This window comes from Pseudomonas fluorescens (assembly GCF_000967965.1).
In the GTDB taxonomy this organism is placed as follows: domain Bacteria; phylum Pseudomonadota; class Gammaproteobacteria; order Pseudomonadales; family Pseudomonadaceae; genus Aquipseudomonas; species Aquipseudomonas grandcourensis.
In genome coordinates this window covers 86,318-109,778 of sequence record NZ_LACC01000036.1, presented here as the reverse complement: position 1 = coordinate 109,778, position 23,461 = coordinate 86,318, and the positions used below count along the sequence as shown (strand labels likewise).

Annotated in this window: 21 protein-coding genes; 6 read left to right on the top strand and 15 right to left on the bottom strand. The window is 60.1% G+C overall.

The genetic code is table 11. From position 1 onward, the window contains the following. Positions 1 to 128 precede the first annotated feature (128 nt). The 9 genes from VC35_RS24935 to VC35_RS24895 all read right to left on the bottom strand — a co-directional run bounded on the left by VC35_RS24935 (position 129) and on the right by VC35_RS24895 (position 10,196). Positions 129 to 1,046 carry a LysR family transcriptional regulator gene (locus VC35_RS24935; RefSeq protein WP_046043224.1) on the bottom strand — a complete coding sequence of 306 codons (918 nt, stop codon included), beginning with the start codon at positions 1,044 to 1,046 and terminating at the stop codon, positions 129 to 131. Between the two features lie 145 nt (positions 1,047 to 1,191). After that, positions 1,192 to 2,322: a glycosyltransferase family 4 protein gene (locus VC35_RS24930; RefSeq protein WP_046043223.1), complete on the bottom strand. Its 1,131-nt coding sequence runs from the start codon at positions 2,320 to 2,322 to the stop codon at positions 1,192 to 1,194. Between the two features lies 1 nt (position 2,323). Further along, positions 2,324 to 3,454, bottom strand: a complete 1,131-nt coding sequence (locus tag VC35_RS24925) for a glycosyltransferase family 4 protein (protein WP_046043222.1) — start codon at positions 3,452 to 3,454, stop codon at positions 2,324 to 2,326. Continuing rightward, complete coding sequence (locus VC35_RS24920) at positions 3,438 to 4,814, bottom strand: glycosyltransferase family 4 protein (RefSeq protein ID WP_046043220.1); 1,377 nt, start codon at positions 4,812 to 4,814, stop codon at positions 3,438 to 3,440. The genes VC35_RS24925 and VC35_RS24920 overlap by 17 nt, the downstream gene beginning before the upstream one ends. Beyond that, on the bottom strand, positions 4,811 to 6,070 hold the full coding sequence (locus tag VC35_RS24915) for an ABC transporter ATP-binding protein (RefSeq protein ID WP_046043219.1): 1,260 nt from the start codon (positions 6,068 to 6,070) through the stop codon (positions 4,811 to 4,813). Before VC35_RS24915 ends, VC35_RS24920 begins: the two co-directional genes overlap by 4 nt. After that, on the bottom strand, positions 6,070 to 6,867 hold the full coding sequence (locus VC35_RS24910; RefSeq protein ID WP_046043217.1) for an ABC transporter permease: 798 nt from the start codon (positions 6,865 to 6,867) through the stop codon (positions 6,070 to 6,072). The genes VC35_RS24915 and VC35_RS24910 overlap by 1 nt, the downstream gene beginning before the upstream one ends. Next, entirely contained in the window at positions 6,868 to 8,310 is a 1,443-nt protein-coding gene (locus VC35_RS24905; RefSeq protein ID WP_046043216.1) for a mannose-1-phosphate guanylyltransferase/mannose-6-phosphate isomerase, read from the bottom strand. A 3-nt stretch (positions 8,311 to 8,313) separates the two neighbouring features. Continuing rightward, the gene (gmd, locus tag VC35_RS24900; RefSeq protein ID WP_046043214.1) at positions 8,314 to 9,285 is read right to left on the bottom strand and encodes a GDP-mannose 4,6-dehydratase; all 972 of its coding nucleotides are present in this window, start codon (positions 9,283 to 9,285) and stop codon (positions 8,314 to 8,316) included. Then, a complete protein-coding gene (locus VC35_RS24895) occupies positions 9,282 to 10,196 on the bottom strand; it encodes a GDP-mannose 4,6-dehydratase (protein ID WP_046043232.1) in 915 nt (304 codons plus the stop codon). The genes gmd and VC35_RS24895 overlap by 4 nt, the downstream gene beginning before the upstream one ends. Before the next feature lie 424 nt (positions 10,197 to 10,620). On the opposite strand from VC35_RS24895, the gene VC35_RS24885 reads away from it, so the two are divergent. From VC35_RS24885 to VC35_RS24865, 5 genes are read left to right on the top strand one after another with little or no spacing between them, the layout of a single operon-like run. Then, positions 10,621 to 12,195, top strand: a complete 1,575-nt coding sequence (locus VC35_RS24885) for a glycosyltransferase (protein ID WP_046043212.1) — start codon at positions 10,621 to 10,623, stop codon at positions 12,193 to 12,195. Continuing rightward, the gene (locus VC35_RS24880; protein WP_046043211.1) at positions 12,189 to 13,493 is read left to right on the top strand and encodes a glycosyltransferase; all 1,305 of its coding nucleotides are present in this window, start codon (positions 12,189 to 12,191) and stop codon (positions 13,491 to 13,493) included. Before VC35_RS24885 ends, VC35_RS24880 begins: the two co-directional genes overlap by 7 nt. Next, positions 13,490 to 14,356, top strand: coding sequence for a class I SAM-dependent methyltransferase (locus VC35_RS24875; RefSeq protein WP_046043210.1), 867 nt, complete (start codon positions 13,490 to 13,492; stop codon positions 14,354 to 14,356). Before VC35_RS24880 ends, VC35_RS24875 begins: the two co-directional genes overlap by 4 nt. Further along, a complete protein-coding gene (locus VC35_RS24870) occupies positions 14,353 to 15,510 on the top strand; it encodes an acyltransferase family protein (RefSeq protein WP_046043209.1) in 1,158 nt (385 codons plus the stop codon). The genes VC35_RS24875 and VC35_RS24870 overlap by 4 nt, the downstream gene beginning before the upstream one ends. Beyond that, the gene (locus VC35_RS24865) at positions 15,504 to 16,337 is read left to right on the top strand and encodes a class I SAM-dependent methyltransferase (RefSeq protein ID WP_046043208.1); all 834 of its coding nucleotides are present in this window, start codon (positions 15,504 to 15,506) and stop codon (positions 16,335 to 16,337) included. The genes VC35_RS24870 and VC35_RS24865 overlap by 7 nt, the downstream gene beginning before the upstream one ends. Before the next feature lie 69 nt (positions 16,338 to 16,406). Here the strand turns inward: VC35_RS24865 and VC35_RS24860 are convergent, their stop codons facing one another. The 6 genes from VC35_RS24860 to VC35_RS24835 all read right to left on the bottom strand — a co-directional run bounded on the left by VC35_RS24860 (position 16,407) and on the right by VC35_RS24835 (position 22,271). Then, positions 16,407 to 17,195: an SDR family oxidoreductase gene (locus tag VC35_RS24860; RefSeq protein ID WP_046043207.1), complete on the bottom strand. Its 789-nt coding sequence runs from the start codon at positions 17,193 to 17,195 to the stop codon at positions 16,407 to 16,409. A 46-nt stretch (positions 17,196 to 17,241) separates the two neighbouring features. Then, positions 17,242 to 18,789, bottom strand: a complete 1,548-nt coding sequence (locus tag VC35_RS24855) for an amino acid ABC transporter permease/ATP-binding protein (protein WP_046043206.1) — start codon at positions 18,787 to 18,789, stop codon at positions 17,242 to 17,244. Between the two features lie 64 nt (positions 18,790 to 18,853). Beyond that, positions 18,854 to 19,648: an ABC transporter substrate-binding protein gene (locus VC35_RS24850; RefSeq protein WP_046043205.1), complete on the bottom strand. Its 795-nt coding sequence runs from the start codon at positions 19,646 to 19,648 to the stop codon at positions 18,854 to 18,856. A gap of 46 nt (positions 19,649 to 19,694) precedes the next feature. After that, complete coding sequence (locus tag VC35_RS24845) at positions 19,695 to 20,765, bottom strand: isopenicillin N synthase family dioxygenase (RefSeq protein WP_046043204.1); 1,071 nt, start codon at positions 20,763 to 20,765, stop codon at positions 19,695 to 19,697. 14 nt (positions 20,766 to 20,779) lie between these two features. Further along, positions 20,780 to 21,631 carry a sugar phosphate isomerase/epimerase family protein gene (locus tag VC35_RS24840; protein ID WP_046043203.1) on the bottom strand — a complete coding sequence of 284 codons (852 nt, stop codon included), beginning with the start codon at positions 21,629 to 21,631 and terminating at the stop codon, positions 20,780 to 20,782. Positions 21,632 to 22,001: 370 nt separating this feature from the next. Further along, positions 22,002 to 22,271 (bottom strand): hypothetical protein, encoded by a 270-nt coding sequence (locus VC35_RS24835; RefSeq protein WP_046043202.1) that lies wholly within the window; start codon positions 22,269 to 22,271, stop codon positions 22,002 to 22,004. 179 nt (positions 22,272 to 22,450) lie between these two features. On the opposite strand from VC35_RS24835, the gene VC35_RS24830 reads away from it, so the two are divergent. Continuing rightward, positions 22,451 to 23,224, top strand: coding sequence for a ParA family protein (locus VC35_RS24830; protein ID WP_046043201.1), 774 nt, complete (start codon positions 22,451 to 22,453; stop codon positions 23,222 to 23,224). Positions 23,225 to 23,461 lie beyond the last annotated feature (237 nt).

Below are 23,461 nucleotides of genomic sequence, written 5' to 3'. Positions count from 1 at the left end.
GCCCGCTCAATTGGGCGAGCCATAATGTTGACCACCAAGCTGCACGGTCGCGGCGACAGCGTCATCAATCAGCCCATACACTGCGCCTGCTTGAACGCTTGCGGGCCGGTGGCGCGGGTCTTGCGCGTTTAGTCCGTGAGCCGTTGTTGCAGGCTTTCGAGAAAGATCGTCTCGGCCCGGCTCATGCGTTGTTCGCGGTTCCACAGCAAATGAATGTCCACATCGGCAATCCCCTCGTGGGGCGGCAGGCGCCATAGCAATCCGGCGTCAACGTCGGCCGCCACCACGTGCTCGGGCAGACAGCCGATACCGAAGCCGGCGATCACCAGTCGCCGGACTTCCTCCAGGCTCGGTGACGACGCGACGATGCGGCCACTGAAACCCTGCTGATCGCGAAAAATCGTCAGCGGCGAGAGCATGCCGCCGATCTGGTCACTGGTGAAGCTGACGAAGTTCTCCCGTTGCAAATCCCCTTCGGCGACATCCTGTTGGCCGAACATTCCATGGTGCTTGCCGCAGAAAAACGCATAGCGCTGACGCAGGAACAAACGCTGCTCCAGGCGTGGCTGTGGGCGTCGATTGAGGCTCAGGCCAAGGGTCGCGGTTTTTTCCTGGAGTGCGCTGACGATGTCGGAACTGCGCATCACGTCGACTTCCAGATCCACTCGCGGGTACTGGCGGTGGAAGTCGGCGAGGAAGTCATCAAAGCGCTCGGAGAAGATCCGGCTGATGATCAGCAACCGCACTTTGCCAATCACTTCGTCGGCCGGTTGTTCCAGTACGCTGCTGACCTGGGACATTTGCCCGTAGATTTCCCCGGCCAGGGCGAAGATCTGCTCGCCGACTTCGGTCAGGGCAAAACGTGGCCCGCGACGGGCAATCAGTTGGCGGCCCAGCTGTTCTTCCAGGCGCTTGAGTGCCTGGCTCACTGCCGGTTGCGTCAGGTGCAGGCGGGCGGCGGCGCGGCTGATGCTCTGCTCCTGGCCAATCACCCGAAAGGTGCGCAGCAGGTTCCAGTCCAGGCGGTCATTGAGCAGACGTTGCATAGGCGGTCAGCAGAAAGTCAGGGGTCAATAGGGAATGTCCACGGCTTGCACACATCGTGCGCAAGCCGTGGAAAATCTACAGTCGAGGGATCGTATCACTGTTGGAAAGCCGCAGCAGAGACAAGTCGGTTCCAGCCAAAAAGCCTCATGCGTAGGCGAGGGCTTTTTCGTCCAGCAGTTCCTCATACAGCGCAGCCCATTTACGACCCATTTCGTCCGCTGTAAACAGATTTTGATAACGGGCCTGCGCTTTTTCGCCCATTTGCGCCGCCAGCACCGGGTTTTCCCAAAGCGTACGCATCGCCTCGCGAAATGCCGATGGATTGCTCGGCGGCACCACGAGCCCGGTCTCGTTATGGATGTTGATGTAACTGGTGCCAGTGCCAATCTCACTGGAGATCATCGGCTTGCCATACATCGCGCCTTCCAGCAGCGAAATGCCAAAGGCCTCGGAGCGCAGGTGCGACGGGAACACCACCGCATAACTCAACTCGAGCAAGGCGACCTTGTCTTCGTCGCCCAGGAAGCCGAGGAAGTGCAGGTTCTGCAGGCCCAGCGCTCTGGCCTGGGCATGCAGCTCCGCTTCCAGCGGGCCGGCGCCGACGATTACCACGGGATAGTTCAGCCCCTGCATCGCGTCGAGCAGGATGTGCAGCCCTTTGTAGTAGCGCATGACACCGACGAACAGGAAGAACTTGTCCCCCAGCTTCTGGCGCCAGCGCTCGGTCCGTGCTGCGTCGTGCTTCGGATAACCCGACTTGTCCAGGCCATAAGTGATGACTCGGGTCTTGTCCTGGTAGTCCTTGAGCACGTCGCTGGTGTGAAAGTAGTTGGGGGACGCCACGGCGATTCGATCCGCGCTGTCCAGGAACCGACGCATCAACGGCCGGTACAGTTTGAGCAGATGACGTTGGCGGATGATGTCGGAGTGGTAACTCACCACGCTGGGTTTTTTGGTGGCGCTGGCAAAATGCACCAGGTCCATGAAGGGCCAGGGAAAGTGATAGTTGACCACGTCGGCTTCAGCCGCGAGCTCACGAAACTGCTTGAACACGCTGTAGGAAAAACCGGTGGAGGCGAGTTGAAAATCCAGCCTGGCCTGATGCACCTGGTGCTCGCGGATTTGCAACACGCCCGGTGCCGGGTTATTGCTCAGGGTCAGCACGCTGCTGACGACACCATGGCGGGCACCGCTTTCGCTCATCTGGAAAATGACTTGTTCGATGCCACCTATGGAGTCGGGCAAGTAGGTTTTATAAAAGTGCAGAACGCGCATATCAGTTCTCCATTACCTGGCGGTAGGCGCGGGCGGTCACCGTCGCGCAACGCTCCCAGGAAAAAAGCTTCGCTCGCTGCAGGCCCATCTCGCGACAGACCTGCCAATGCGCCGGGTCGTCGATCAACCGCTGCAGGGCATCGCGCAAGGTGTCGGGGTCGTGCGCCTCGATGTAGTTGCCGGCATTGCCAGCCACCTCCGGCATCGCCGATTCACCCGTCAGAATCACTGGGGTGCCACTGGCCATGGCCTCCAGCACCGGCAGGCCGAACCCCTCGTACAACGAAGGGAAGACCAGCGCCCGGGCACCGGCCAGCAACTGCGCCAGATCCTCGTCAGGCAGGTACCCCAGCAGGCACACATGACCTGACGCGAGGGCGGAGCGTAATTCGTCGTTGAGCTGCTGGCGCTGCCAGCCGGCCATGCCGGCGATCAGCAACGGAAAACGCTGGCGCACGGTTTCCGGTAGTAGGGCATGGGCGCGCAGGGCCAGGGGCAGGTTCTTGCGCGGCTCCAGGGTGCCGACGCAGAGAAAATACTCCCGCGCCTCGACGCCGTGTGCCTTGAGGACCTGATCGATGGCCTCGGGTTCACGGGGGTGGAAGCGCGCGGCCACACCCAGCGGTGCTACCACGAAGCGCTCGGCCGGTAACCCGAAATGCGCCTGGGTTTCGTCAGCAATGTATTGCGAGTCGGTAAGAATCAGGCTTGCCTGTCGCACGCCGTCGGCCACGCGCCGTTCGATTTCTCGCAAGCGCGCCGGTGGCTGCGTTTCGGGATAGTGCAGGTGAGTCAGGTCATGCAGGGTGATGACGGTCGGGCCGTCGAACGACAGCGGCCAAAAACTCGGTTCGTGGTAGAGGTCGATGGCTTGCGCGAGGCCCTGATCAAAGCGTTTCTGCTCCAGCCAGCGCCGCGCCTGATAGGCTCCCGGGATCTGGCGCAGCAACGGCGTCAGACGCGAGTAACCGGGCATCGCTGCCTCAGGCAGGGTCGAACTCCAGCCCCAGCCATGGAACAACGACAACTCGACGTCCGGTTCGCGGGCCAGGGCCGTCGCCAGTTCGGCGACGTAGTGGCCGATGCCCGTGCGCGGGGCCTGGAGGATGCGGGCGTTAAGGGCAATTCGCATGCTGACTCTCAGGCACCTTCGCATCGCTGTGCAGGTTGCGTTGGATGCGTCCGACCAGTTGTGCACTCGCCTCGCGCCAGCTCAGCCAACTCCAGTTATCCAGGTTGAGGGGGGCGGGAAACGCGCCGCCGCTTTCCATGTCGGTGACCAGGTCGGCCAGGTTCTGCGGGTCGGCGAGGTCGAAATACGCCATGTACTCGCCACCGATTTCGCGGAACACCGGGATATCGCTGGCCATGGCCGGCAGGCCTCGCTGCATGGCTTCCACCAGCGGCAAGCCGAACCCTTCGACGTAGGAGGGGAACACCAGCGATGTCGCGTGGGAGTAGGCGTGTTCCAGGCTCTTGTCCGAGAGGGTGTTGAACATGAACAGGCGCTGGTTCAATTGCGGATGCCGGCGGATACGTTCGATCAGCACCTCGCACTTCCAGCCAATCTTGCCGACGATGCACAACCGGGCTTTTGACCCGGCCGCCCAGGCGAGCTCGAACGCGTCCAGCAGATACGCATGGTTCTTGCGCGGCTCGATGGTGCTGACCATGAGGAACACAGGATCCGGTGTCTTGAACATCTGCAGCAGCCCCGGGTCGACGGCGGAACGGGCATCGGTCAAGTCGAGTTCGGAACCGAGGTGAAAGTAGTCGAACCAGCGTTGCTGCACCTGCGTGGAGCCGATCCTGCGGGTCATCTCCTGGCGAACCTGGTCGCGGATGGTGGTCGAGATCGCCACGTAGCCATCGGCGGTGCGGGCGATCCAGTCGAACCATTCGTTGAACACCTTCACCAATCCTGCGTCGCAGAACTGCGGGTGGGTCAGGGGAATCAGGTCGTAGATCACCGAAACGATGCCCACCCCGTCACGCTTGAGTTGCTCGGCCAGGGGGAAGAAGTTGGCGTGCCAGGACGAATCCAGCAGCACCAGTTGATCGCCGGCGCGATGCTGCAACGGCACGCAGCGTTCGGGAACCTTCTTGCCCTTGAGTGCGCGATCGAGCAGGCGCATCGGCAGGCTCAGGCAGGCGAACGCGGTCAGACGGCAACCGACGTAAAGCACCCGGCGGGCGAACTTCGACTGGCTGAAAGGGCGGCGTCGTTCCAGTGTGCGGTGGCGCAGCCAGAATTGATTGGCGAACTGTTCGAGCTTCACCCGCAGGCTCATCAGGTCCACTTTGACGGTCGGCAAGGGCGCCAGGCTTTTCACCTCGAACAACGCGCCATTGATCATCACCACCGGAATGCATTCACGCTGGGCATCGGCGGCCGGCAGTTGCTGAATCACATTGCGAACGACCCGTTGAATGCCCGAGTTGGCATCCGGGTGTTCGAAGACGTAGGTACATTCCACCAACAGTCTGCTCATCGTGTTTCCCCAATGGATTCCACCCGATTCTCACTGGAACGGGTCACGCTGGTCTGCGCTTCGAGCCAGGAGCAACCCACGAAGTCTTCCTGGCGATTGTTGATCACGTGGAAGACCAGCCCGTAGTCACGCCATTCGAAATTGCGATCCAGGTGCGAATCCAGCCGCGACAGGCTCAGGGCCACCGAATAATTGCCCTTGCCCAGGCGCATGTCGAAGGCAAAGCGGTAGGTGATGCGTTCGCCGGCACTCAGGTCGGTAAGGGCTTTGTCGACCCGGTGGGTATTGATGCCGTACATGGGCTGGCCGAGCCGATCCTTGATCATGAAACCGAGAATCAGTCGCTCGATGTCCTGGCGCACCTCGACCTGCACTTCCAGGACCATCGCCTGACCGACTTCCGCCACCTCTACCGAACGGCCCTTGGGGTCAAGCAGGCGGACGCTGAGAATGCCCGCTTCGCCTGTTCCGGAAATGGTTTGTACCTGCCCGTTGGCGAGCATTTCCTGGCGCACCGTCTGGCCCTCGCGCTGGGCGAGCATGGCGTTGTAGTAGTCCATCACTTCTTCGGGCTTGCCGCGCATGGCCATGCGCCCGTTTTCCAGGAGGATCGCGGTGTCGCAGATCGACTGGATCGCCGAGCGGTCATGGGACACGATCAGCAACGTGGTGCCGGCCTTGCGGAAGTTGCGGATGCGATCAAAGCTTTTGTGCTGGAAATAGGCGTCACCCACGGACAGCGCTTCATCGACGATCAGGATGTCCGGGCGCCGTGCGGTGGCCACGCTGAAGGCCAGGCGCATCTGCATGCCGCTGGAGTAGGTGCGAACCGGATGGTCGATGGCCTCGCCGATTTCGGCGAAGCTCTCGATCTCCGGCATCAGCGCTTCGATTTCTTCGACCTGCATGCCGAGCAACTGCCCGGCCATGAAGGTGTTCTGCCGACCGGTGAAGTCCGGGTGGAAGCCCATGCCCAGCTCCAGCAGCGCCGCCACGCGACCTTGCAACCGGATGTCGCCGCAGGTGGGTTGGGTGGTGCCGGTGATCATCTTCAACAGCGTGCTTTTGCCGGCTCCGTTGACCCCGACGATGCCCACGGCTTCGCCCGGCTGAATCTCGAAATCGACCCCTTGCAGCACCCAGTGCAGGTGATGCCGGGTGCGGGAAAACGGCACCAGCCATTCGAACAGCCGGCTCCAGCGATTCGGATACTGCTTGTAGGCCTTGCCCAGGCCACTGACACGTATATGTCCCATCAGAGCTCGTCCACCATTTCACCGACACGCTGGCGGAACAGCCGCAGCGCCATCCCACAGAACAACAGGCCGATCACCAGCAACGGCACCAGCGAGCTCCAGTCTGGCCATTGATTGTAGAGAAACAGGTTCTGGTAGCTGTTCATCAGTGCGGTCATCGGGTTCAGCTCGATAACGCGCTGGATGCCCGGCGGCAGGATCGACAGCGGATAAACGATGGGCGTCAGCCAGAACCAGAATTGCAGGCAGATGCCGAAAAACTGCCCGACGTCGCGAAAGAACACGTTGAGCACGCCCAGAATCATCCCCAGCCCCGCGGCGAAGATCACTTGCAGGACCAGCAACGGCACCAGCGCCAGCAATGCCATGCCGGGCAGCCGCCCGCTGATCAGCAGAAAGCCGAGGAACAACCCCAGGATGATTGCGAAATTGATCCCGGCATTGAGCAGCACGATGACCGGCAGGCAGATGCGCGGGAAGCTGATTTTCTTCAGCAGGTTGGCGTTCTCCAGGAACATGCTCTGGCTGCGCGTCGTGATCTCGGCGAACAGTCCCCAGGTCAGCAGGCCGGCGCACAGGTAGACGCTATAGGCCAACCCGTCGTCCACGCCTGGCAAGCGGGCGCGCATGATGGTGGAAAAGATCACCGTGTAGACGAGGATCATCGACAGCGGATTGAGCACGGTCCACAAGGCACCGAACAGCGAGTTGCGATAACGCGCCTGAAACTCCCGTTTGACGCTGCCGAGGATGAAACCCCGGTAATTCCACAGCGATTGGTAAAGATTACGCAGCATTCAAACCGTCCTGCCGTATTGATCTTCGAAGCGGACGATGTCGTCCTCTCCCAGGTATTCGCCGCTTTGCACTTCGATGATCACAAGATCGATTACGCCGGGATTCTCCAGGCGATGCTTGTGACCGGCGGCAATGAAGGTCGATTCGTTCTTGGCCACCAGGTGCGTGCCGGTGCCATTGTTGGTGACCTTGGCCATGCCTTCGACCACCACCCAGTGTTCATTGCGATGGTGGTGCATCTGCAACGACAACTTGGCGCCGGGCTTGACCACGATGCGTTTGATCTTGAAGCGCGGGCCTTCCTCGAGCACGGTATAGGTGCCCCATGGCCGGCTGACCGTACGGTGCAGGCGATAGGCTTCGTGCTCTTTATCCTTGAGCTGCCTGGCCACCCGGCGCACATCCTGGGCGCGGTCGGCGTGGGCCACCAGCACCGCGTCGGCGGTGTCGACGATGATCAGGTTGTCCACGCCCACGGTTGCGACCAGACGGTTATCGCTCTGGACGAAGTTGTCGTGGCTGTCGATGAAAATCGACTCGCCGACGGCGCGGTTGTTTTGAGCATCCGCCGGTACCAGCGCGGCCACCGCACTCCAGGAACCGATGTCGCTCCAGTCGAAACGGGCCGGCACGACGACCACCTTGTCGGAGCGCTCCATCAACGCGTAGTCGATGGAAATATCCATGATTTCGCCAAACAGGGCCGGCGACAGTTCCTGCTGCAGGCTACCGGCGTTTTCCACCGCAGCGCTGGCGGTCATGCAGGTCTGCGTCTGCTCCAGCAAGGCGGGAGCATGGGTTTGCAGTTCGGCCAGCAGGCTGGCGACCGAGAAGCAGAACATCCCGGAGTTCCACAGGAAGTTGCCGCTTTCCACGTAATGCGTCGCGGTTTGCAGGTCGGGTTTTTCGACGAAGCGCCGCACGCTGGCCGCGCCTTTGTCGTCCAGTGATGTGCCGGCTTCAATGTAGCCAAAACCGGTTTCCGGAGCGGTCGGCACGACACCGAAGGTCACCAGGTGACCGCGCCTGGCCAATGTCACGGCATGCTCGACCGCGTCCTTCAGCGCGTCGACATTGACGATCAGATGGTCGGCGGGCATGACCAGCATGATCGCGTCGTCGCCATGCAGGGCCTGGAGGGAGAGGGCGGCAGCGGCAATGGCCGGCGCGGTATTGCGACCCGTCGGCTCCAGCAGGAAGTGCCCGCGATGCCGGCCCAGGTGCGCGTCCCGAAAGTGATCCTTGCTCTGGAAGTAGTACTCGCGGTTGGTCACCGTGACGATATCGCCCCAGCCATCGAGCAGGTCCGCGGCACGCCGATAGGTCTTGCCCAGCAGCGACTGGCCGTCGGGCAATGCCATGAACGGTTTGGGATGGCCTTCACGCGACACCGGCCACAACCTTGTACCGGCACCGCCGGAGAGAATCACGGGAATCAGCATGGCCTACTCCTTGGCGACGCGTTTCATGTCCGCATCCATCATCATGCGGATCAAGGCATCCAGATCGGTTTTTGGTTTCCAGCCCAGCACACGCTGGGCCTTGGCCGGGTTGCCGAGCAGCACTTCGACTTCGGCCGGGCGGAAGAACGCGGGGTCGATCCTCACGAAATCGCGGTAGTTCAGGCCCACGTGATCAAAGGCGATCCGGCACATCTCGCGCACGGTGGTGGTCACGCCGGTGGCCACCACGAAGTCGTCGGGTTTGTCCTGTTGCAGCATCAGCCACATGGCTTCGACGTAGTCCCCGGCAAAGCCCCAGTCGCGCTTGGCGTCGATGTTGCCCAGGCGCAGTTCCTGCTGCTTGCCCTGCTTGATGCGGGCGGCGGCGTCGGTGACTTTGCGCGTGACGAACTCGATGCCGCGCAGCGGTGATTCATGGTTGAACAGAATGCCGCTGCTGGCGTGCAGGTTGAAACTTTCGCGGTAGTTCACGGTGATCCAGTGGCCGTACAACTTGGCCACGCCATAAGGGCTGCGCGGATAGAACGGAGTGTTCTCGTCCTGCTGCTCGGCCTGGATCAGACCGAACATTTCACTGGTGGACGCCTGGTAGAAACGCGTGTGCGGGCTGAATTGACGAATCGCTTCGAGCAGGTGGGTAACGCCCAGACCGTCGACGATGCCGGTGGTCACCGGTTGATCCCAGGAGGCCGCGACAAAGCTTTGCGCGGCAAGGTTGTATACCTCGTCCGGCGCCGACTTGATCACCGCGCGCTGCACTGAACAGGCATCGGCCATGTCGCCGTCCAGGTAGACGATGTCCGCCTCGACCCCCATCTCGCGCAGGCGCCAGCGCGAGTCGCTGCTGCGACGCGCCACCAGGCCGTGGACTTTGTAGCCCTTGTCGAGTAACAGTTTGGCCAGATAAGCGCCATCCTGGCCGGTGATACCTGTGATCAATGCACTTTTAGTCATTCTTGTCGTACTCGCTTCTCCCAGTCGGACAGGATCGCCCGCAGGGATTGTTGTGTTGTGATTTCAGGCTTCCATTCGGTGGTTTGGGTCAGCCTCGCAGGGCTGCCACACACACGACGCTGATCCGCGCGGCGAAGTCGCGCAGGGTCCTGGACCAGTTGCAGGTCGACCTGGGCAAGATCTGCCAGTTGTTCGATCAAACTGCGAATGCTCTGCTCGCGTCCCGAGCAAATGTTGTAGACCTGCCCCGGCGTACCGTTCTCCAGCAATGCCAGGTAGGCCGAGACCACGTCCCCGACATCAAGGAAATCGCGCGTGACGTCGATGTCCCCGACCTCCAGTTGTGGCCCTTGCAGGCCTTGCTTGATCCGGCAGATCTGGCGGGCGGCGCTGGCGATGACGAAGCTGTCTTTCTGCCCGGTTCCAATGTGGTTGAACGGGCGGGCGACCAGTACGGGCCAGTCTTCGCTCAGGCCCCATTGCAGGCTCAGGAACTCTGCCGACAGTTTGCTCACGGCGTATGGGTTGCGCGGGCAGGGTGGCTGCAATTCGGTGATGGGCAAATCGGCTTCAGTGACCTGGCCATAGACATCACCGGAGCTGACGTACAGAAACGTGCCGGTGAAGCCGCGCGCCTTGAGCGCTTGCAGCAGGTTCAGGGTGCCCAGCAGATTGATGTTCAGGGTGCGCGCCGGATCACGAAAGGCTTCCGGGACGAAGGTCTGGCCGGCCAGGTGAATCACCGCATCGGGCATTTCCGGCCACAAGCCTTCGAGGCTGTCCGGCACGGCGAGATCGTACTGGCAAGGCACAGGCAGAAGCGCCCACTCCGAGGCATCAGCCTGCAAGCGCGATTGGATGTGTTGTCCTACGAATCCAGTCAGGCCCGTGACAAACAGACGTTTTTTCAACAGCGACCCCCCGGTCATGCATTTCATCCATTCCTACAGACTTAATGGAAGGGTCTCACGAATCAACAGGATCGCTCGCAAAGACAGGTGAAATGTTTTGTTGTAGTTGTTTGGTAGCCAATCTGTGCCATTTGCTCGGCAATTTCAACAGGTCCAACCGTGACTGGTCAGTTCTCGTCAGCGTAGCCTGATTTATTCTCGTCGAGCGGTTCACGAATCCTCAACGGATGTGGTTAGAATGCCCCTCGTCACGATGATCCAGGGTTCGGCAGCGTCGCTTCGAAACTGCGAGGAACTGACCACTAAAACAAGAACGAAGACGGGCAGTAAGACAATGGACGAGCGCCAGTGAACACTGGCTCGAACCCTGTCCTCCCCGTCATAGCGTGAGGCTGCCGGATTGGCGGCGTCACCGTGGGATGCCATGAATTTTATTCTTTACTCCGACGTCAACGACAGCTCCATCAGCCAGAGTCTCGGCCGTCCCGAGTACAGTTACTACTTCGTACTCAAGGCGTACCGACCGCTGTTCGAAAGCCTCGGACCGGTGCATGTGGTGTCATCGGCCGCCGAGGTCGATCCGCTATATCGACAGTTGCAGCAGGCCGGTCAGGACTGCCTGTTCATTTCGTTCGCGCCACCGCACAAGACTCCCACCGACTTGCAATGCCCGATGGTGTGCGTGGTTGCCTGGGAGTTCGACACCATTCCCGCCGAGCACTGGGACAACGATCCGCGTCAGGACTGGAGCCAGACACTGGCACGTCTGGGGCGGGTGATCACCTTGTCCACCCATACCGCCGAAGCCATCCGCCGGACCCTGGGTGACGACTTCCCGGTGCTGGTGTTGCCGACGCCTTTGTGGGAACGATTCGCCGACATTCGCCAGCAATATCCCGGTACGCCGGTTAACGCGGGCGCCACGTTGCAGATCAAGGGTTGCATCCTGGACAGTCGCTCGATGGGATTGTCCGCCGATGGTTTGATCGCGCCGCTCATCGAGCAACCGCCGCAGGAAATCGTCGAACCCGAACCCGAACCCGAACCTCCGGTGCCGCCGTTGACCCTGCGTCGACGCCTCTTCATTACCAGGCATTACCTGCTGTTGTGGTATCGCGAAGCCATTCGCGATCTGGTGCCGGATGCCGTTCGCCCATGGCTGGCCAGATTTCGGACGCCTCAAGCGTTGCCGGTCGAATCCGCAGTCAGCGAAGCGCCCGTGGCGGATGAACCTGTCATCAGCGAAACCTCCGCGCAGGACGAGCATCCACAAGCAGCTTTCCCCGACACCAGCCAAACGGTCGAAATCGAGGTCGATGGCGTCATCTACGTGAGCGTGTTCAACCCCGATGACGGGCGCAAGAACTGGCACCAACTGATCACGGCGTTCTGCTGGGCGCTGCGTGATGTGCAAGACGCCACGCTCGTGTTGAAGATGACCCAGAACGACCTGTCGACCTATTACGTCGAACTCATCACCTTGCTGTCCCAGCTCTCGCCCTTCGCCTGTCGCGTGGTGGTCATGCACGGTTATCTGCAGGACGAGCAGTTCGCCCGGCTCTATGGCGCGGCGAGTTACTACGTCAACGCTTCGCGCTGCGAAGGTCTGTGCCTGCCACTGATGGAGTTCATGTCCTGCGCCCGGCCGGTCATTGCCCCGAACCACACGGCGATGCGCGACTACATCGACGAGCGCGTGGCTTTCGTCGTCAAGTCCAGCCAGGAGCCGACGATCTGGCCGGAAGACGCGCGCATCCTGTACCGCACCTTGCGCCACCGTCCGGACTGGGGCTCGTTGAAAATGGCTTATGAGAACAGCTACGCGATGGCAAAGAACCAACCGGACGCCTGGCAGACCATGGCGGACGCGGCCAGCGAACGCATGCACCAGTACTGCAGCTTCGCCCCGGTGCAGCAGCGACTGGCACTGTTCTTCAAACAGGAACCTGCCCGTGACGTCGTGCCGGTGGTTGCCGAAACGGGGGCTGCATCGTGCTGATCATCATTCATTCGGAAACCAACAAGAGCAACATCCAGCAGAACCTGGGGCGGCCCGAGTACAGCTATTACTTCGTCCTCAAGGAATTCCGTCCGGTGCTCGAACGACTCGGGCAGGTGATTGAGGTCAGCAACCCGGACGAACTGGTCGATCGGCTGTATTTCGATTGCCAGAGCCGGGGCGAAGACTGTGTGTTCCTGTCCTTTTCGCCACCGCATCGCACGCCGGTCCACTACGCGTGCCCGACGATTCCGGTGTTCGCCTGGGAGTTCAGCACCATTCCCACCGAGAGCTGGCAGGGCGAACCACGGCATGACTGGCGGACGGTGCTGGGCGCCAGCGGGACGGCGATCACCCACTCCAGTTTTACCGTGAATGCCGTGCGCGATGTGATGGGCCCCGATTACCCGATCTGCGCTATCGCGGCGCCTGTCTGGGACCGTTTTGCCGCCCGTGGCGAGCTTCTGGACAAGCGTCCGGTCGTGGGCCCTACGCGCTTGAACCTGCGCGGGTTGTTGATCGACAGTCGCACCACGGACTTGCGCCCCTACGGCCCGGAACGTTTGCGCGAGGGCACGCCGATTGCCTTCGACCAGCCGCCGCGCGACTGTGAGCTGCTGCTCGAGGGCGTGGTCTACACCTCGGTGTTCAATCCCTACGACGGACGCAAGAACTGGAAGGACATGATCAGTGCGTTCTGCACCGCCTTTCGCGACAGGCCCGACGCGACCCTGGTGCTCAAGCTCACGCACCATGACATCGCCAACGCGCTGAACGACATGCTGCACCATGTCTACAAGAATCAGTCCTATCAGTGCCGCATCGTGCTGATCCACGGCTATCTGTCCGACGTCGACTACGAGCGCCTGGTCGAGGCCACCAGTTACGTCGTCAATTGTTCCTACGGCGAAGGGCAATGCCTGCCGTTGATGGAGTTCATGTCCTGCGGCAAGCCGGCGATTGCGCCGCTGAACACCGCCATGGCCGACTACATCGACCGTGACAACGCGTTTATCGTCGACAGTACCGATGAACTGACATCCTGGCCCCACGATCCTCGCGCCGCGTATCGTACCCTGCGCTACGTCACGGATTGGGACTCGCTGTGTACGGCTTTTTCCGCCAGCCATGACGTTGCCAGACAGGACGTCGAGCGCTATCAAAGGATGTCGGCCCATGCCGTGCGTAGTCTGCAGGGATTCTGCAGCCAGGCCGTTGCCGAACAGCGCCTGAAGGCGGTGCTCGAGCAGGTGCTGGAACGGCGTGAAGCAAACTGCGCACAAGCGTCGGGCACATGATTCGGCGCCTGCTTGCGAAGTTACGGCCCGCACCGGTAGTGGTCGCCCAGCCAGAAACGCGGGTATCGCCCAGGGATATCGGTTTGTACGATGCCCTGCTCGACGGTTGGTTTCTCGGCGACAGCGGCGAATTGCTCAAGGGGTTTGCCATCACCGCCGACGACACCTTGCTGGATGTCGGTTGCGGCGAAGGCGTGGCGACCTTGTTCGCGGTCCGGCAGGGCGCTTCGGTGATCTTCACCGACAGTGAACACGACAAGGTCCGCGAGCTTGCCCGGCAAGTGGCGGCACAATCAGACAAGCCGAACCTGGGGCTGGTCAGCAACAGTTTGCCGCTGCCATTGGCCGAGGGCTGCGCCAGCAAAGTCGTGTGCATGGAAGTGCTCGAACACATCGATCAGCCAGAACCCTTCATGGCCGAACTGGTGCGCATGGGCCGCCCCGGTGCACTGTACCTGCTGAGCGTACCGTCCCCGGTGGGCGAGCATCTGCAGAAAGGCATCGCCCCGGCCAGCTATTTTCAATCGCCCAATCACGTGCAGATTTTCAGCCCCGAGCGATTCGCCGCGCTGGTGGAAGACGCGGGCCTGGTCATCGAGCATCGCCAGGCCACCGGGTTTTTCTGGGTCATGGGCATGATTTTTTTCTGGGCCAGTGAGCGGGCTGCCGGGCGTGAATTGGGCGGTGCGGTTCGCGACCGGATTCAGGCGCCGTATCCGCCGCTGATGGAGAGCTGGGCGAAAACCTGGCAGGACTTGCTGGCCCAGCCCGACGGGTTGGCGATCAAGCAGATGCTGGACCGGTTCATGCCCAAGAGCCAAGTGATCATTGCTCGCAAACCTCATGTCCAGGAGGGTGCATGAGCAACGAAAAACGGATCATGGACATCGAGTTGCTGCGCGGCATTGCGGTGCTTGGCGTGTTGTTTCATCACCTGCAGGACAGCCTGTTTGCGGCGGCTGTGCCGTTGTTGCAGGCCATCACGCTGTACAGTCAGCCGTGGTGGGGCGTGGATCTGTTCTTCGCGATCTCGGGCTTTGTCATTGCCCGCAGCCTGATCCCGGCCTTGCGCCGCTGCACCACGCGTCAGGAGTATTGGCAACAGACGCGCAACTTCTGGTTGCGCCGGGCCTTTCGATTGCTGCCGTCGGCCTGGTTATGGCTGGCGCTGATGTTGCTGGCGTGCCTTTTTCTCAACCGCTCCGGCGCGTTCGGCACCCTGCAGGCGAACATTCAGGCGACCCTGGCCGGCATCGCGCAGTACGCCAACTTCCGCTTTGCCGACAGTTTTTATCGCTACGAATACGGCACCAGTTTCGTGTACTGGAGCCTGTCGCTGGAAGAGCAGTTCTACCTGCTGTTTCCGCTGATGATCGTGCTGTTTCGCAAGCACTTGGTGTGGGCGTTGCTGGCGCTGGTGGCGGTGCAGTTGTTGACCTTGCGCACACCGATCCTGATGGTGGTGCGCACCGACGCGCTGGCCCTTGGCGTGCTGTTGGCGATGTGGAGCGCGCAGCCTTCGTACCGGCGTTGGGAGCCGACTTTCCTGCGTCGCTCCTGGGCCGGCCTGTCGGCACTGGTCGGGATTGCACTGGTGCTCGGTTTCATGGCGACGGACCGTTTCACCTTTACCCATTACCGAATCGGTGTGATTGCGCTGCTGTGTGCGCTGCTGGTGTGGATCGCGTCCTACAACCGCGATTACCTGATGCCCAAGGGAATGTTCAAGAACCTGATGACCTGGGTCGGCAGCCGCTCCTACGGGATTTACCTGATCCATATCCCGGCCTACTTGCTGGTTCGTGAGTTCATTTTCCGTTTACAGGCTGCCGGGCTGCCCAGTCCGGCTGGCCATCCGATTCTGATGTTGCTGATGGCTGGCGGCCTGATCGTGCTGCTGAGCGAACTCAACTATCGCTTCATTGAAATGCCCATGCGCAACCGCGGCGCCTCGCTGGTCAAACGCCTGGGCAACTCCCGAACAGCCGTCCCATCCTCTGGAGCCACCTCATGCTGAGCCTTTTGAAGAAACTCACGGCGGGCACGCCCACGCCTGTGCAGCCAGAGACACCGCCCGCGGCGCCAGTGGCCCAGAAGGTCGATCCCTACATGCTCGGCCTGCACGACGCGATGCTCAGCGGCTGGTTCAATCAGCAAACCGGCGAACTGTTCACCGGCTTCCCGGTGACCCCCGAAGACACGCTGCTGGATGTCGGCTGCGGCGACGGTGGTAACGTGCATTTCTGCGGGATGCGCGGGGCGAAGATCATCATCGCCGATATCGACGCGGCCAAGGTCGAGGCGACCCGCCAGCGCCTGGGCGATACACCGGCCCGCGACGTCGAATGCCATGTCACCGACTGCAACCCGCTGCCGATTGCCGATGGGACCGCCACCCGGGTGGTGTCCACCGAGGTCATCGAGCACGTGGACGATCCGGCGCAGTTCCTCGCAGAGTTGGTGCGCGTCGGCAAACCGGGCGCGTTGTATCTGCTGAGCGTCCCGCATCCCAGCTCCGAAGACCTGCAGAAAGATATCGCGGCGGCCGAGTATTTCCAGAAGCCCAACCACATCCGCATCATCAGCGAGGAGCAGTTCAAGGCCATGGTCAGCGATGCCGGCCTGGAAGTGATCAGCCACAGTCAGTACGGATTCTACTGGTCGATGTGGATGCTGTTGTTCTGGGAAGCCAAGGTCGATTTCAGCAACCCGGACCATCCGCTGCTCAACCACTGGGCGGATACCTGGCAGGCGATCCTGGCCTCGCCACGGGGTGCACAGATCAAGCAGGCGCTGGATGCGGTGGTGGCGAAAAGTCAGGTGATCATTGCGCGTAAACCCTGATTAGTCACCCGTGGCGGTGCCGGACGNNCGTCCGGCACCGCCACGGGTGCCGATCCGGTTGGCGGCCAATTATTGGCTGGAGCGAACAGCCCCACCATCAATCAACAGGTTCTGCCCGGTCAGGTAGCCCGTATGGCTGCTGCAAACGAAGGCACACAGCGCACCGAACTCTTCTGGTGAGCCGAAGCGTTTGGCGGGAATCTCGCTACGGCATTCGTCCAGGAATACCTCACTGTCTTGCCCCGACTCTTCAGCAGCAGCGACCAGGTTGTCACGCAGTCGATCGGTGTCGAATGAGCCCGGCTGCAGGTTGTTGATCGTCACATTGCGACTGGCAATGTTTTCTTGCCGGGCAAGCCCTGCGACAAACCCCGTCAGACCACTGCGCGCGCCGTTGGACAGGCCCAGGCTTTCGATCGGGGATTTCACGGCACTCGACGTGATGTTGATGATTCGACCAAATCCACGTGACGCCATACCGTCTACCGTGGCCTTGATCAACTCGATAGGCGTCAGCATGTTGGCATCCAGCGCCTTGAGCCAGGCGTCGCGATTCCACTCGCGGAAATCCCCGGGGGGAGGGCCTCCAGCGTTGTTGATCAGGATATCGAAATGCTCATGGGCCTTGAGCGCTGCCGCTCGACCCTCGGGCGTCGAAATATCTCCGGCGACGGCGATGACCGTCACTTCAGGGTTTATCGCCCTGAGCTGACGGGCTGTTTCATTTAGCGTCTGTTCGCCCCGTGCGGTGATCACCACGTTCACGCCTTCGTTAACGAGTGCCTGTGCGCAGGCTTTGCCCAGACCTTTACTGGCGGCGCACACCAGTGCCCAGCGTCCTGCTATTCCCAGATTCATGTACGTTTTCCTGAAAGAAGGACGTTCGAAGAAAGTGCTTGCCTGCTCATGCATGATCCAGCGTTGCAGACAGGTTCGGCGATCGAGTACTGATGCCCATGAAGCGCCGCACGCGTTCTCCTTCGGCTTCGCATCGTATGGTTTGCGGTGCGGCATCCAGCTGGATATTACCGTTCTCCATGAATACGACCCGGTCGGATATCGACATGGCAAAGTCCATTTCGTGGGTCACGATCAGCATGGTCATGCCTTCTTTGGCCAGGTCGCGTATCACGTTCAGCACATCGTTGACCAGTTCCGGGTCGAGGGCCGAGGTCGGCTCGTCGAACAGCATGATCTGCGGCTCCATCGCCAGGGCTCGAGCGATCGCCACGCGCTGTTGCTGCCCACCGGAGAGCTGGTGCGGATACTTGTGGGCATGGGCCAGCAGGCCGACCTTGTCCAGTAGCGCATAAGCACGATGTTCACTCAGCTCGCCCGGCTGTCCGTGGTAACGCGGTGCCAGGGTGACGTTGTCGAGAATGGTACGGTGCGGGAACAGGTTGAAGTTCTGGAACACCATGCCGATGTGCCGCACGCCTTTGCGCAGGCGGGTGCTGTTGGGTTTGTCCGACGCTTCGATGAATTTTTCGCCGAACAACAGAATGTCGCCGGTATCGATGGTTTCCAGGCCGTTGACCGTGCGGATCAACGACGTCTTGCCGGAGCCGGATGGCCCGATGATCGAGACCACCTGGCCGTATTCGACATTCAGGTCGATACCCATCAGCACCTTGTGGGTGCCATAGCTCTTCTGGATGTTCTTCAGTTGCAGGATGGGCGTCGCGCTGTTGCCGGCGGCTTTGCGCGCAGTGTCGGGCAACGCTTCGGCGCTGGCCTTGAACCTGGCGATGGTGGCCTCGTCGAGTGTGTGCGGCTTGCGGAAGTTCAGGTCCAGATAGCGCTCCAGGCGCTGCAGGAAATAACCGAACACGGTGACGATCAACACGTAATAGACGCCTACCGCCGCCAGGGTTTCCATGACCAGGAAGTTGGTGGCATAGAGGCGCTGGCCGACAGTGAGGATTTCGGTCAGGGAGATGACCGAGACCAGCGAGGTCAGCTTGACCACCGTGATGTATTCATTGATCAGCGTGGGCAGCGAAATACGGAAAGCCTGGGGGATCACGATCAGGCGTTGCATGCCGAACGGGCCGACACCCAGCGCGCGCCCGGCTTCCTTCTGGCCCTTGGCCACGGAGATCAGGCCACCACGATGGATTTCCGCCATGTACGCAGCTTCAGTGACCACCAGGGCCAGCAACCCTGCGTAGAAGGGGTTGGACAGAATCGGGCCGCTACCGGGAAACAATTGCGGCAGGTTGTAGACGAACACCACCAGCACCAGCAACGGGATGCTGCGGAAGAACCAGATGTAGACCGCTGCGGGAATGCGCAGCAAGGGCGATTGGGACAGCTTGGCCGAGGCCAGGACAAAACCCAGCAGCATGCCGATGAACCAGGCCAGGGCGCTGAGCTGGACCACCGTGACGCAGGCCTTCCAGAAGTCCGGCAGGGAGAACAGGGATAAGAAATACGACCAATCGAATTGCATGGGGCACCTCGAACTGCCGCCCCGGTGCAGGGGAGGCAGATGACCAGACTACAAGGACAGGTTCTTAGTTGGCAGTCGGTTCTTCCAGGCCATATTTCTGGAGAATTGCCGCGTATTCACCGCTCTTTTTGCTCTCCTCGAAGGCCTTTTGCACGGCCTGGAAGGTTTCGTCGTTACCTTTCTTGACGAAGATGCCCAGGGTTTGCTGATAAATCGGATGTTCGGTGGTGATCACTACCCGGCCGTTGGTCTTTTCCGCGATCATTTTTGCCGCACCGGCGATTTCAACCTGGGCCTGAATGTTCTTGGACAGCAAGGCCTGGGTCACTTCAGGTGCCGAAGGGTACTCGCTGACGGTGATCGCGCCTTTGTTGTTCGGCACGCAGTATTCATCGGAGAGCTTCTTGAATTCCTTGACCCAAGTGGTGCCCTGTTCCAGGCCCAGTTTCAGGCCGCACAGGTCTTCAGGCTTTTTTGCATTGATCTCGCTGCCCTTGGGCACCATGACCGCGGCACCGGTATTGGCATAGGCGATGGTCTGGGCCTGGGTCTGGCGCTCCGGTGTGATGTACATGCCGGAAATGATCGCGTCGTACTTGCCGGAGTTAAGGCCCAGGATCAGGCTCGGGAACTTGGTGTCGACGAACTCCACCTTGGCGTTCATGTGTTTGGCCAGTGACGTTGCCAGTTCGGGGTCCGAACCCACTACGTTCTTGTCCTTGTCATAGGACTCGAAGGGTGGGTAGGTGATCTCCATGCCGACCTTCAACGTGTCTGCCGCGGCCATGCTCACCGAGGCGCCGAACATGCCGGCTGCCAATACAGCCAGGCTCAAAAGGTTTTTCTTGTTGTTTTTCATGACGTGCTGACTCCGGCGTAGGTAGGGGTTTAGCTGAAAACTTCAATCAGGACGGTTGAGCCTGATTTTTCAAATGTCCGAAACTGGCGGGCTTTCGTGCCTTGCCTGGCAGTTGAACTTCCCCGTTGGCCACCCTCTGGCGCAGATACTGATAGGTCTGCAACGCCTGGCCATACATGTGTTCGCCGATGGTGATTTCTTCGTAGTCGTTGCCTGCCTGGGCGAATCCGGGCAGCGGTCTGATCTGGGTGTGATAGTCGCAGGCATAAAACAGCGGGAAGGAATAACGCTCCTCCTTCACGCTGCGCACCCGGTGCGCGGTGGCAACGAAAGCGCCTGCCGTCATCACCTCCAGCATGTCGCCGATGTTGACGACAAAGGCATCGGCAATCGGTGGTGCATCGATCCATTGGCCAAGATTGTTCATCACCTCAAGGCCCGGTTTGTCGGCCAAAAGAATGGTGAAGCACTCGTAATCAGTATGGGCTCCAAGACCTGGTGCGTCATGGGCTGCGCCGTCGAAGGGATAGTGGATAAGGCGCAGCTTGGACGGTGGACGGGTAACCAGGCTGTCGAAGTAGTTTTCTTCCAGGCCCAGGGTCAGGGCAAAGCCGCCGAACAGGCGCCGGCCCAAGGCGAAGATGGCTTCATAGTAGGCCTGCACCGACGCCTTGAAACCTTGCAGCTGCGGCCAGTCGTTGGGCCCCAGCAATGGGGTGTTGGCCAGCACCAGCGGGTCATCGGCCGGGACTTCGAAACCGACGTCGAAGGCTTCCTTGTGGTCCGGCTTGCCCTTGGAATAGACCTCTTCGCCTTCGGGCACAAAGCCCTTGTGGGTTTGCGAGGTGCCAATGTAGTGGCGCATCTTGGCGTCCAGCGGCTGGTCGAAAAAGTCCTTGGCAGCCTTGCGCAGGTTGGCGATCAGTTGCGGGTCGATACCGTGATCGGTGATATAGAGGAACCCGACCTCGCTGGCAGCGCGCCCCAATTGTTCGGCGACGGCCAGGCGGTGTTCCAGTTCAAAGCTGAACAGACCGGCGATGTTGACCACCGGGATGCTGTTGAAGTTGGCTTTGTGTGAGTCAGTGCTTGCGCTGTTGTTTTTGTTGTCAGGCATGACGCATCGGCTCCCTAAGGATGGCTTGAGTGGCTGAAACGCTCGAAGTGTTCGCGCTCGGTCTGGCCCATCCACACGTTCAATGACCACAGGTCGGCGACCGGGACATTGGTGAAGGGCAAGTGATGCAGGTAGCCGTCGGCGCCGAATTCCGGGGTCAAGGTGCTGACCTGGTAACCGCGGGCTTGCTGCGAGCGCCAGATGCTTTCCCAGTGCTGCTGGTGGAAGGCCAGTTCCCTTGCATATTCGGGAGCCGCCGGGTGCGGAACCTGCGGTCCCTGGTCATAACCGACCCTGGCCTGGATATGGTGAACCCGCTCGATGAAAGCGCTCAGGTCATCGGCCGGGTCATTCAACAGGCGCTCGCAGGTCACCACCCAATGGCTGATGTCACTGGTAAACAGCAGCTCGGGCAGTTGCCGGATCAACTCCAGGGTCACCCAGGGGTTGAACAGCGAACGCGAGCGGTGGATTTCGAAACTGCAGACCTGGCCGTGCTTGCGCGCCAGTTCCAGCGCATGGCCAAAAAACTCTACTTGCTGTGGCAAGGACCAGCGGTCATTGCCCGCCAGCACGTTGACGAAGCGTGGGCCGAGTTCGGCGGCCCAGGCGAGTTTCTGGTCGAGGTCATTGAGGTGGACGGCAGGGGTTGCCGACTGATCCGGCAGCACGTCGTACGCGGTGAAGACCGTGCTGATATAGCCCAGGCGATTGGCCTGGAGAAAGGCGGCGAACTCGGCCCGTTCACGGGTGTCCAGTGGCAGGCGTGCTTCCATGCCATCAAAGCCTGCTTGCAGCAACTCCTCGAGCGCCTGAGCCTTGCTGGCGGTGTAGCCCCACAGCGTGCGAAAAATTTCCAGCTTCATCGGTGATCCTCAAAAATCCCAGGGCCTGCTGCAAAAGCACTTCGACGGCGCCAGGCTGCCAAGAGGCTGGTTCGCTGTGGAGCCGATGTTAGGCACAGGCCGCAGACTGAAAGAATCCGAAAGTTCAAATGAATACTTCAGACTTTCATTAACAAATAGCTAGCTACTTATAGTGCTGCAAAGGAGGGATTTTATCGGCGAGAACGTGTCTACGTTGGCTATTAGCGAGAGATGCCATTGTTACGGCATCATTTTGAAGAGTCCCAAGCGACACCAAGCCGCTGAGGGTTGGCATTTGCTCGATTCTGCTGAAAAGACGGTCCTTCCAGACTGACCGGATTCAACCGGTCGCTGCCGACGAAGTTCCAGGCTACTTGCCATTCCTGGCATGCGCTACCTTCGCTCGAATGCCATCAAGATATTGGGACCTCAGCTCTGTCGTTAACGGCCCAAGGATGGGGTTTGCTTTGAACCGGGCCAACAGATGCTCAATCACCCGATCTACCTTGGCGTAGGCAGCGGTGACGCTTGAAGGTACCAGCGGATCAAACTGAATCCCTTCCATCTCGATATCGAGTCGTTTCAACACGGGTTGTGCGTCCAGGATCTGGTGGCGTATTTCATCCAGTGAACATTGCATTGTCGACCTCCTTGTAATGCCATAAGTACAGACACGCCTATCGTTAACTGCATGTCGGATGGCGCAGTCAGGGAATGGCAGTTGCTGTCTTAAAAATGAAACAAAATTGTCGCGTAGAAATATTACTGAAATGTTTCAATCCTATGATCGAGGGAGATCTTTTTCAGGTTACCTCCCCCATGCGTCGAGCTGTGTTCAATCAAAAAGGAGGCGTTGGAAAATCAAGCATCGCCTGCAATCTCGCGGCTGTCAGTGCTGCCGAAGGCTACAGGACGCTACTGGTGGATCTCGATCCCCAGGCTAACTCGACCCAATACCTGACCGGACTGACAGGCGATGATATCCCCATGGGGATCGCCGATTTTTTCAAGCAAACTTTATCCAGTGGCCCGGCCAGCAAAAAGAATCGGGTGGCCATCACGGATACTCGCTACGACAATCTGCACCTGGTCACGGCCAGCCACGAGCTTGCCGATCTGCAGCCAAAGCTTGAGTCAAAATTCAAGATCAATAAGCTGCGCCGCTTGTTGGTGGAGCTTTCCGAAGATTACGAACGCATTTATATCGATACTCCGCCGTCCTTGAATTTCTATACCTTCAGCGCACTGATCGCCGCCGACCGCGTGCTGATTCCATTCGATTGCGACAGCTTTTCCCGTCAGGCGCTCTATAGCGTCATCGCCGAAGTGGCCGAGTTGCAGGCTGACCATAATGAGTCGTTGATCGTGGAAGGAGTGGTGGTCAACCAGTTTGTGGCACGTGCCAGCGTGCACCAGATGCTGATCGACGAATTGGTGGCCGAGGGCTTGCCCGTGTTACCGGATTATTTGAGCAGCACGGTCAAAATGCGTGAGTCCCATGAAGCGTCGGTGCCCATGATCCATTTGGCGCCACACCATAAGCTTTCATTGGAATTCGTCAGCCTGTTTTCCGCTTTGGAAAGAGCCGGTTAATCCGTGCGCTGAACATAAAATTGCAATCGAAAGGCCAGTACGATAACTCGCGCGCAATCGCTAGCTTCTGCTTTGAATCAACACCTGTTTTCCTGGCCGCCTTTGGGGCGGCCTTTTTTTGCCAGCGTTTTTTGGACGCCGCATTTGCAGTTTTTGCATTTCGTCCCCGGCTTGTCGAAGTTCACAAGTGGCTGCTGCTCTCAATTATAAGCTGTATTAATACTTAGAATAATAAAT

What these genes read in the sequence shown, in the direction of transcription:
- VC35_RS24935 (WP_046043224.1), bottom strand. Translation starts at nt 1,046, where the DNA reads ATGCAACGTCTGCTCAATGACCGCCTGGACTGGAACCTGCTGCGCACC.
- VC35_RS24930 (WP_046043223.1), bottom strand. Translation starts at nt 2,322, where the DNA reads ATGCGCGTTCTGCACTTTTATAAAACCTACTTGCCCGACTCCATAGGT.
- VC35_RS24925 (WP_046043222.1), bottom strand. Translation starts at nt 3,454, where the DNA reads ATGCGAATTGCCCTTAACGCCCGCATCCTCCAGGCCCCGCGCACGGGC.
- VC35_RS24920 (WP_046043220.1), bottom strand. Translation starts at nt 4,814, where the DNA reads ATGAGCAGACTGTTGGTGGAATGTACCTACGTCTTCGAACACCCGGAT.
- VC35_RS24915 (WP_046043219.1), bottom strand. Translation starts at nt 6,070, where the DNA reads ATGGGACATATACGTGTCAGTGGCCTGGGCAAGGCCTACAAGCAGTAT.
- VC35_RS24910 (WP_046043217.1), bottom strand. Translation starts at nt 6,867, where the DNA reads ATGCTGCGTAATCTTTACCAATCGCTGTGGAATTACCGGGGTTTCATC.
- VC35_RS24905 (WP_046043216.1), bottom strand. Translation starts at nt 8,310, where the DNA reads ATGCTGATTCCCGTGATTCTCTCCGGCGGTGCCGGTACAAGGTTGTGG.
- gmd (WP_046043214.1), bottom strand. Translation starts at nt 9,285, where the DNA reads ATGACTAAAAGTGCATTGATCACAGGTATCACCGGCCAGGATGGCGCT.
- VC35_RS24885 (WP_046043212.1), top strand. Translation starts at nt 10,621, where the DNA reads ATGAATTTTATTCTTTACTCCGACGTCAACGACAGCTCCATCAGCCAG.
- VC35_RS24875 (WP_046043210.1), top strand. Translation starts at nt 13,490, where the DNA reads ATGATTCGGCGCCTGCTTGCGAAGTTACGGCCCGCACCGGTAGTGGTC.
- VC35_RS24870 (WP_046043209.1), top strand. Translation starts at nt 14,353, where the DNA reads ATGAGCAACGAAAAACGGATCATGGACATCGAGTTGCTGCGCGGCATT.
- VC35_RS24865 (WP_046043208.1), top strand. Translation starts at nt 15,504, where the DNA reads ATGCTGAGCCTTTTGAAGAAACTCACGGCGGGCACGCCCACGCCTGTG.
- VC35_RS24860 (WP_046043207.1), bottom strand. Translation starts at nt 17,195, where the DNA reads ATGAATCTGGGAATAGCAGGACGCTGGGCACTGGTGTGCGCCGCCAGT.
- VC35_RS24855 (WP_046043206.1), bottom strand. Translation starts at nt 18,789, where the DNA reads ATGCAATTCGATTGGTCGTATTTCTTATCCCTGTTCTCCCTGCCGGAC.
- VC35_RS24850 (WP_046043205.1), bottom strand. Translation starts at nt 19,648, where the DNA reads ATGAAAAACAACAAGAAAAACCTTTTGAGCCTGGCTGTATTGGCAGCC.
- VC35_RS24845 (WP_046043204.1), bottom strand. Translation starts at nt 20,765, where the DNA reads ATGCCTGACAACAAAAACAACAGCGCAAGCACTGACTCACACAAAGCC.
- VC35_RS24840 (WP_046043203.1), bottom strand. Translation starts at nt 21,631, where the DNA reads ATGAAGCTGGAAATTTTTCGCACGCTGTGGGGCTACACCGCCAGCAAG.
- VC35_RS24835 (WP_046043202.1), bottom strand. Translation starts at nt 22,271, where the DNA reads ATGCAATGTTCACTGGATGAAATACGCCACCAGATCCTGGACGCACAA.
- VC35_RS24830 (WP_046043201.1), top strand. Translation starts at nt 22,451, where the DNA reads ATGCGTCGAGCTGTGTTCAATCAAAAAGGAGGCGTTGGAAAATCAAGC.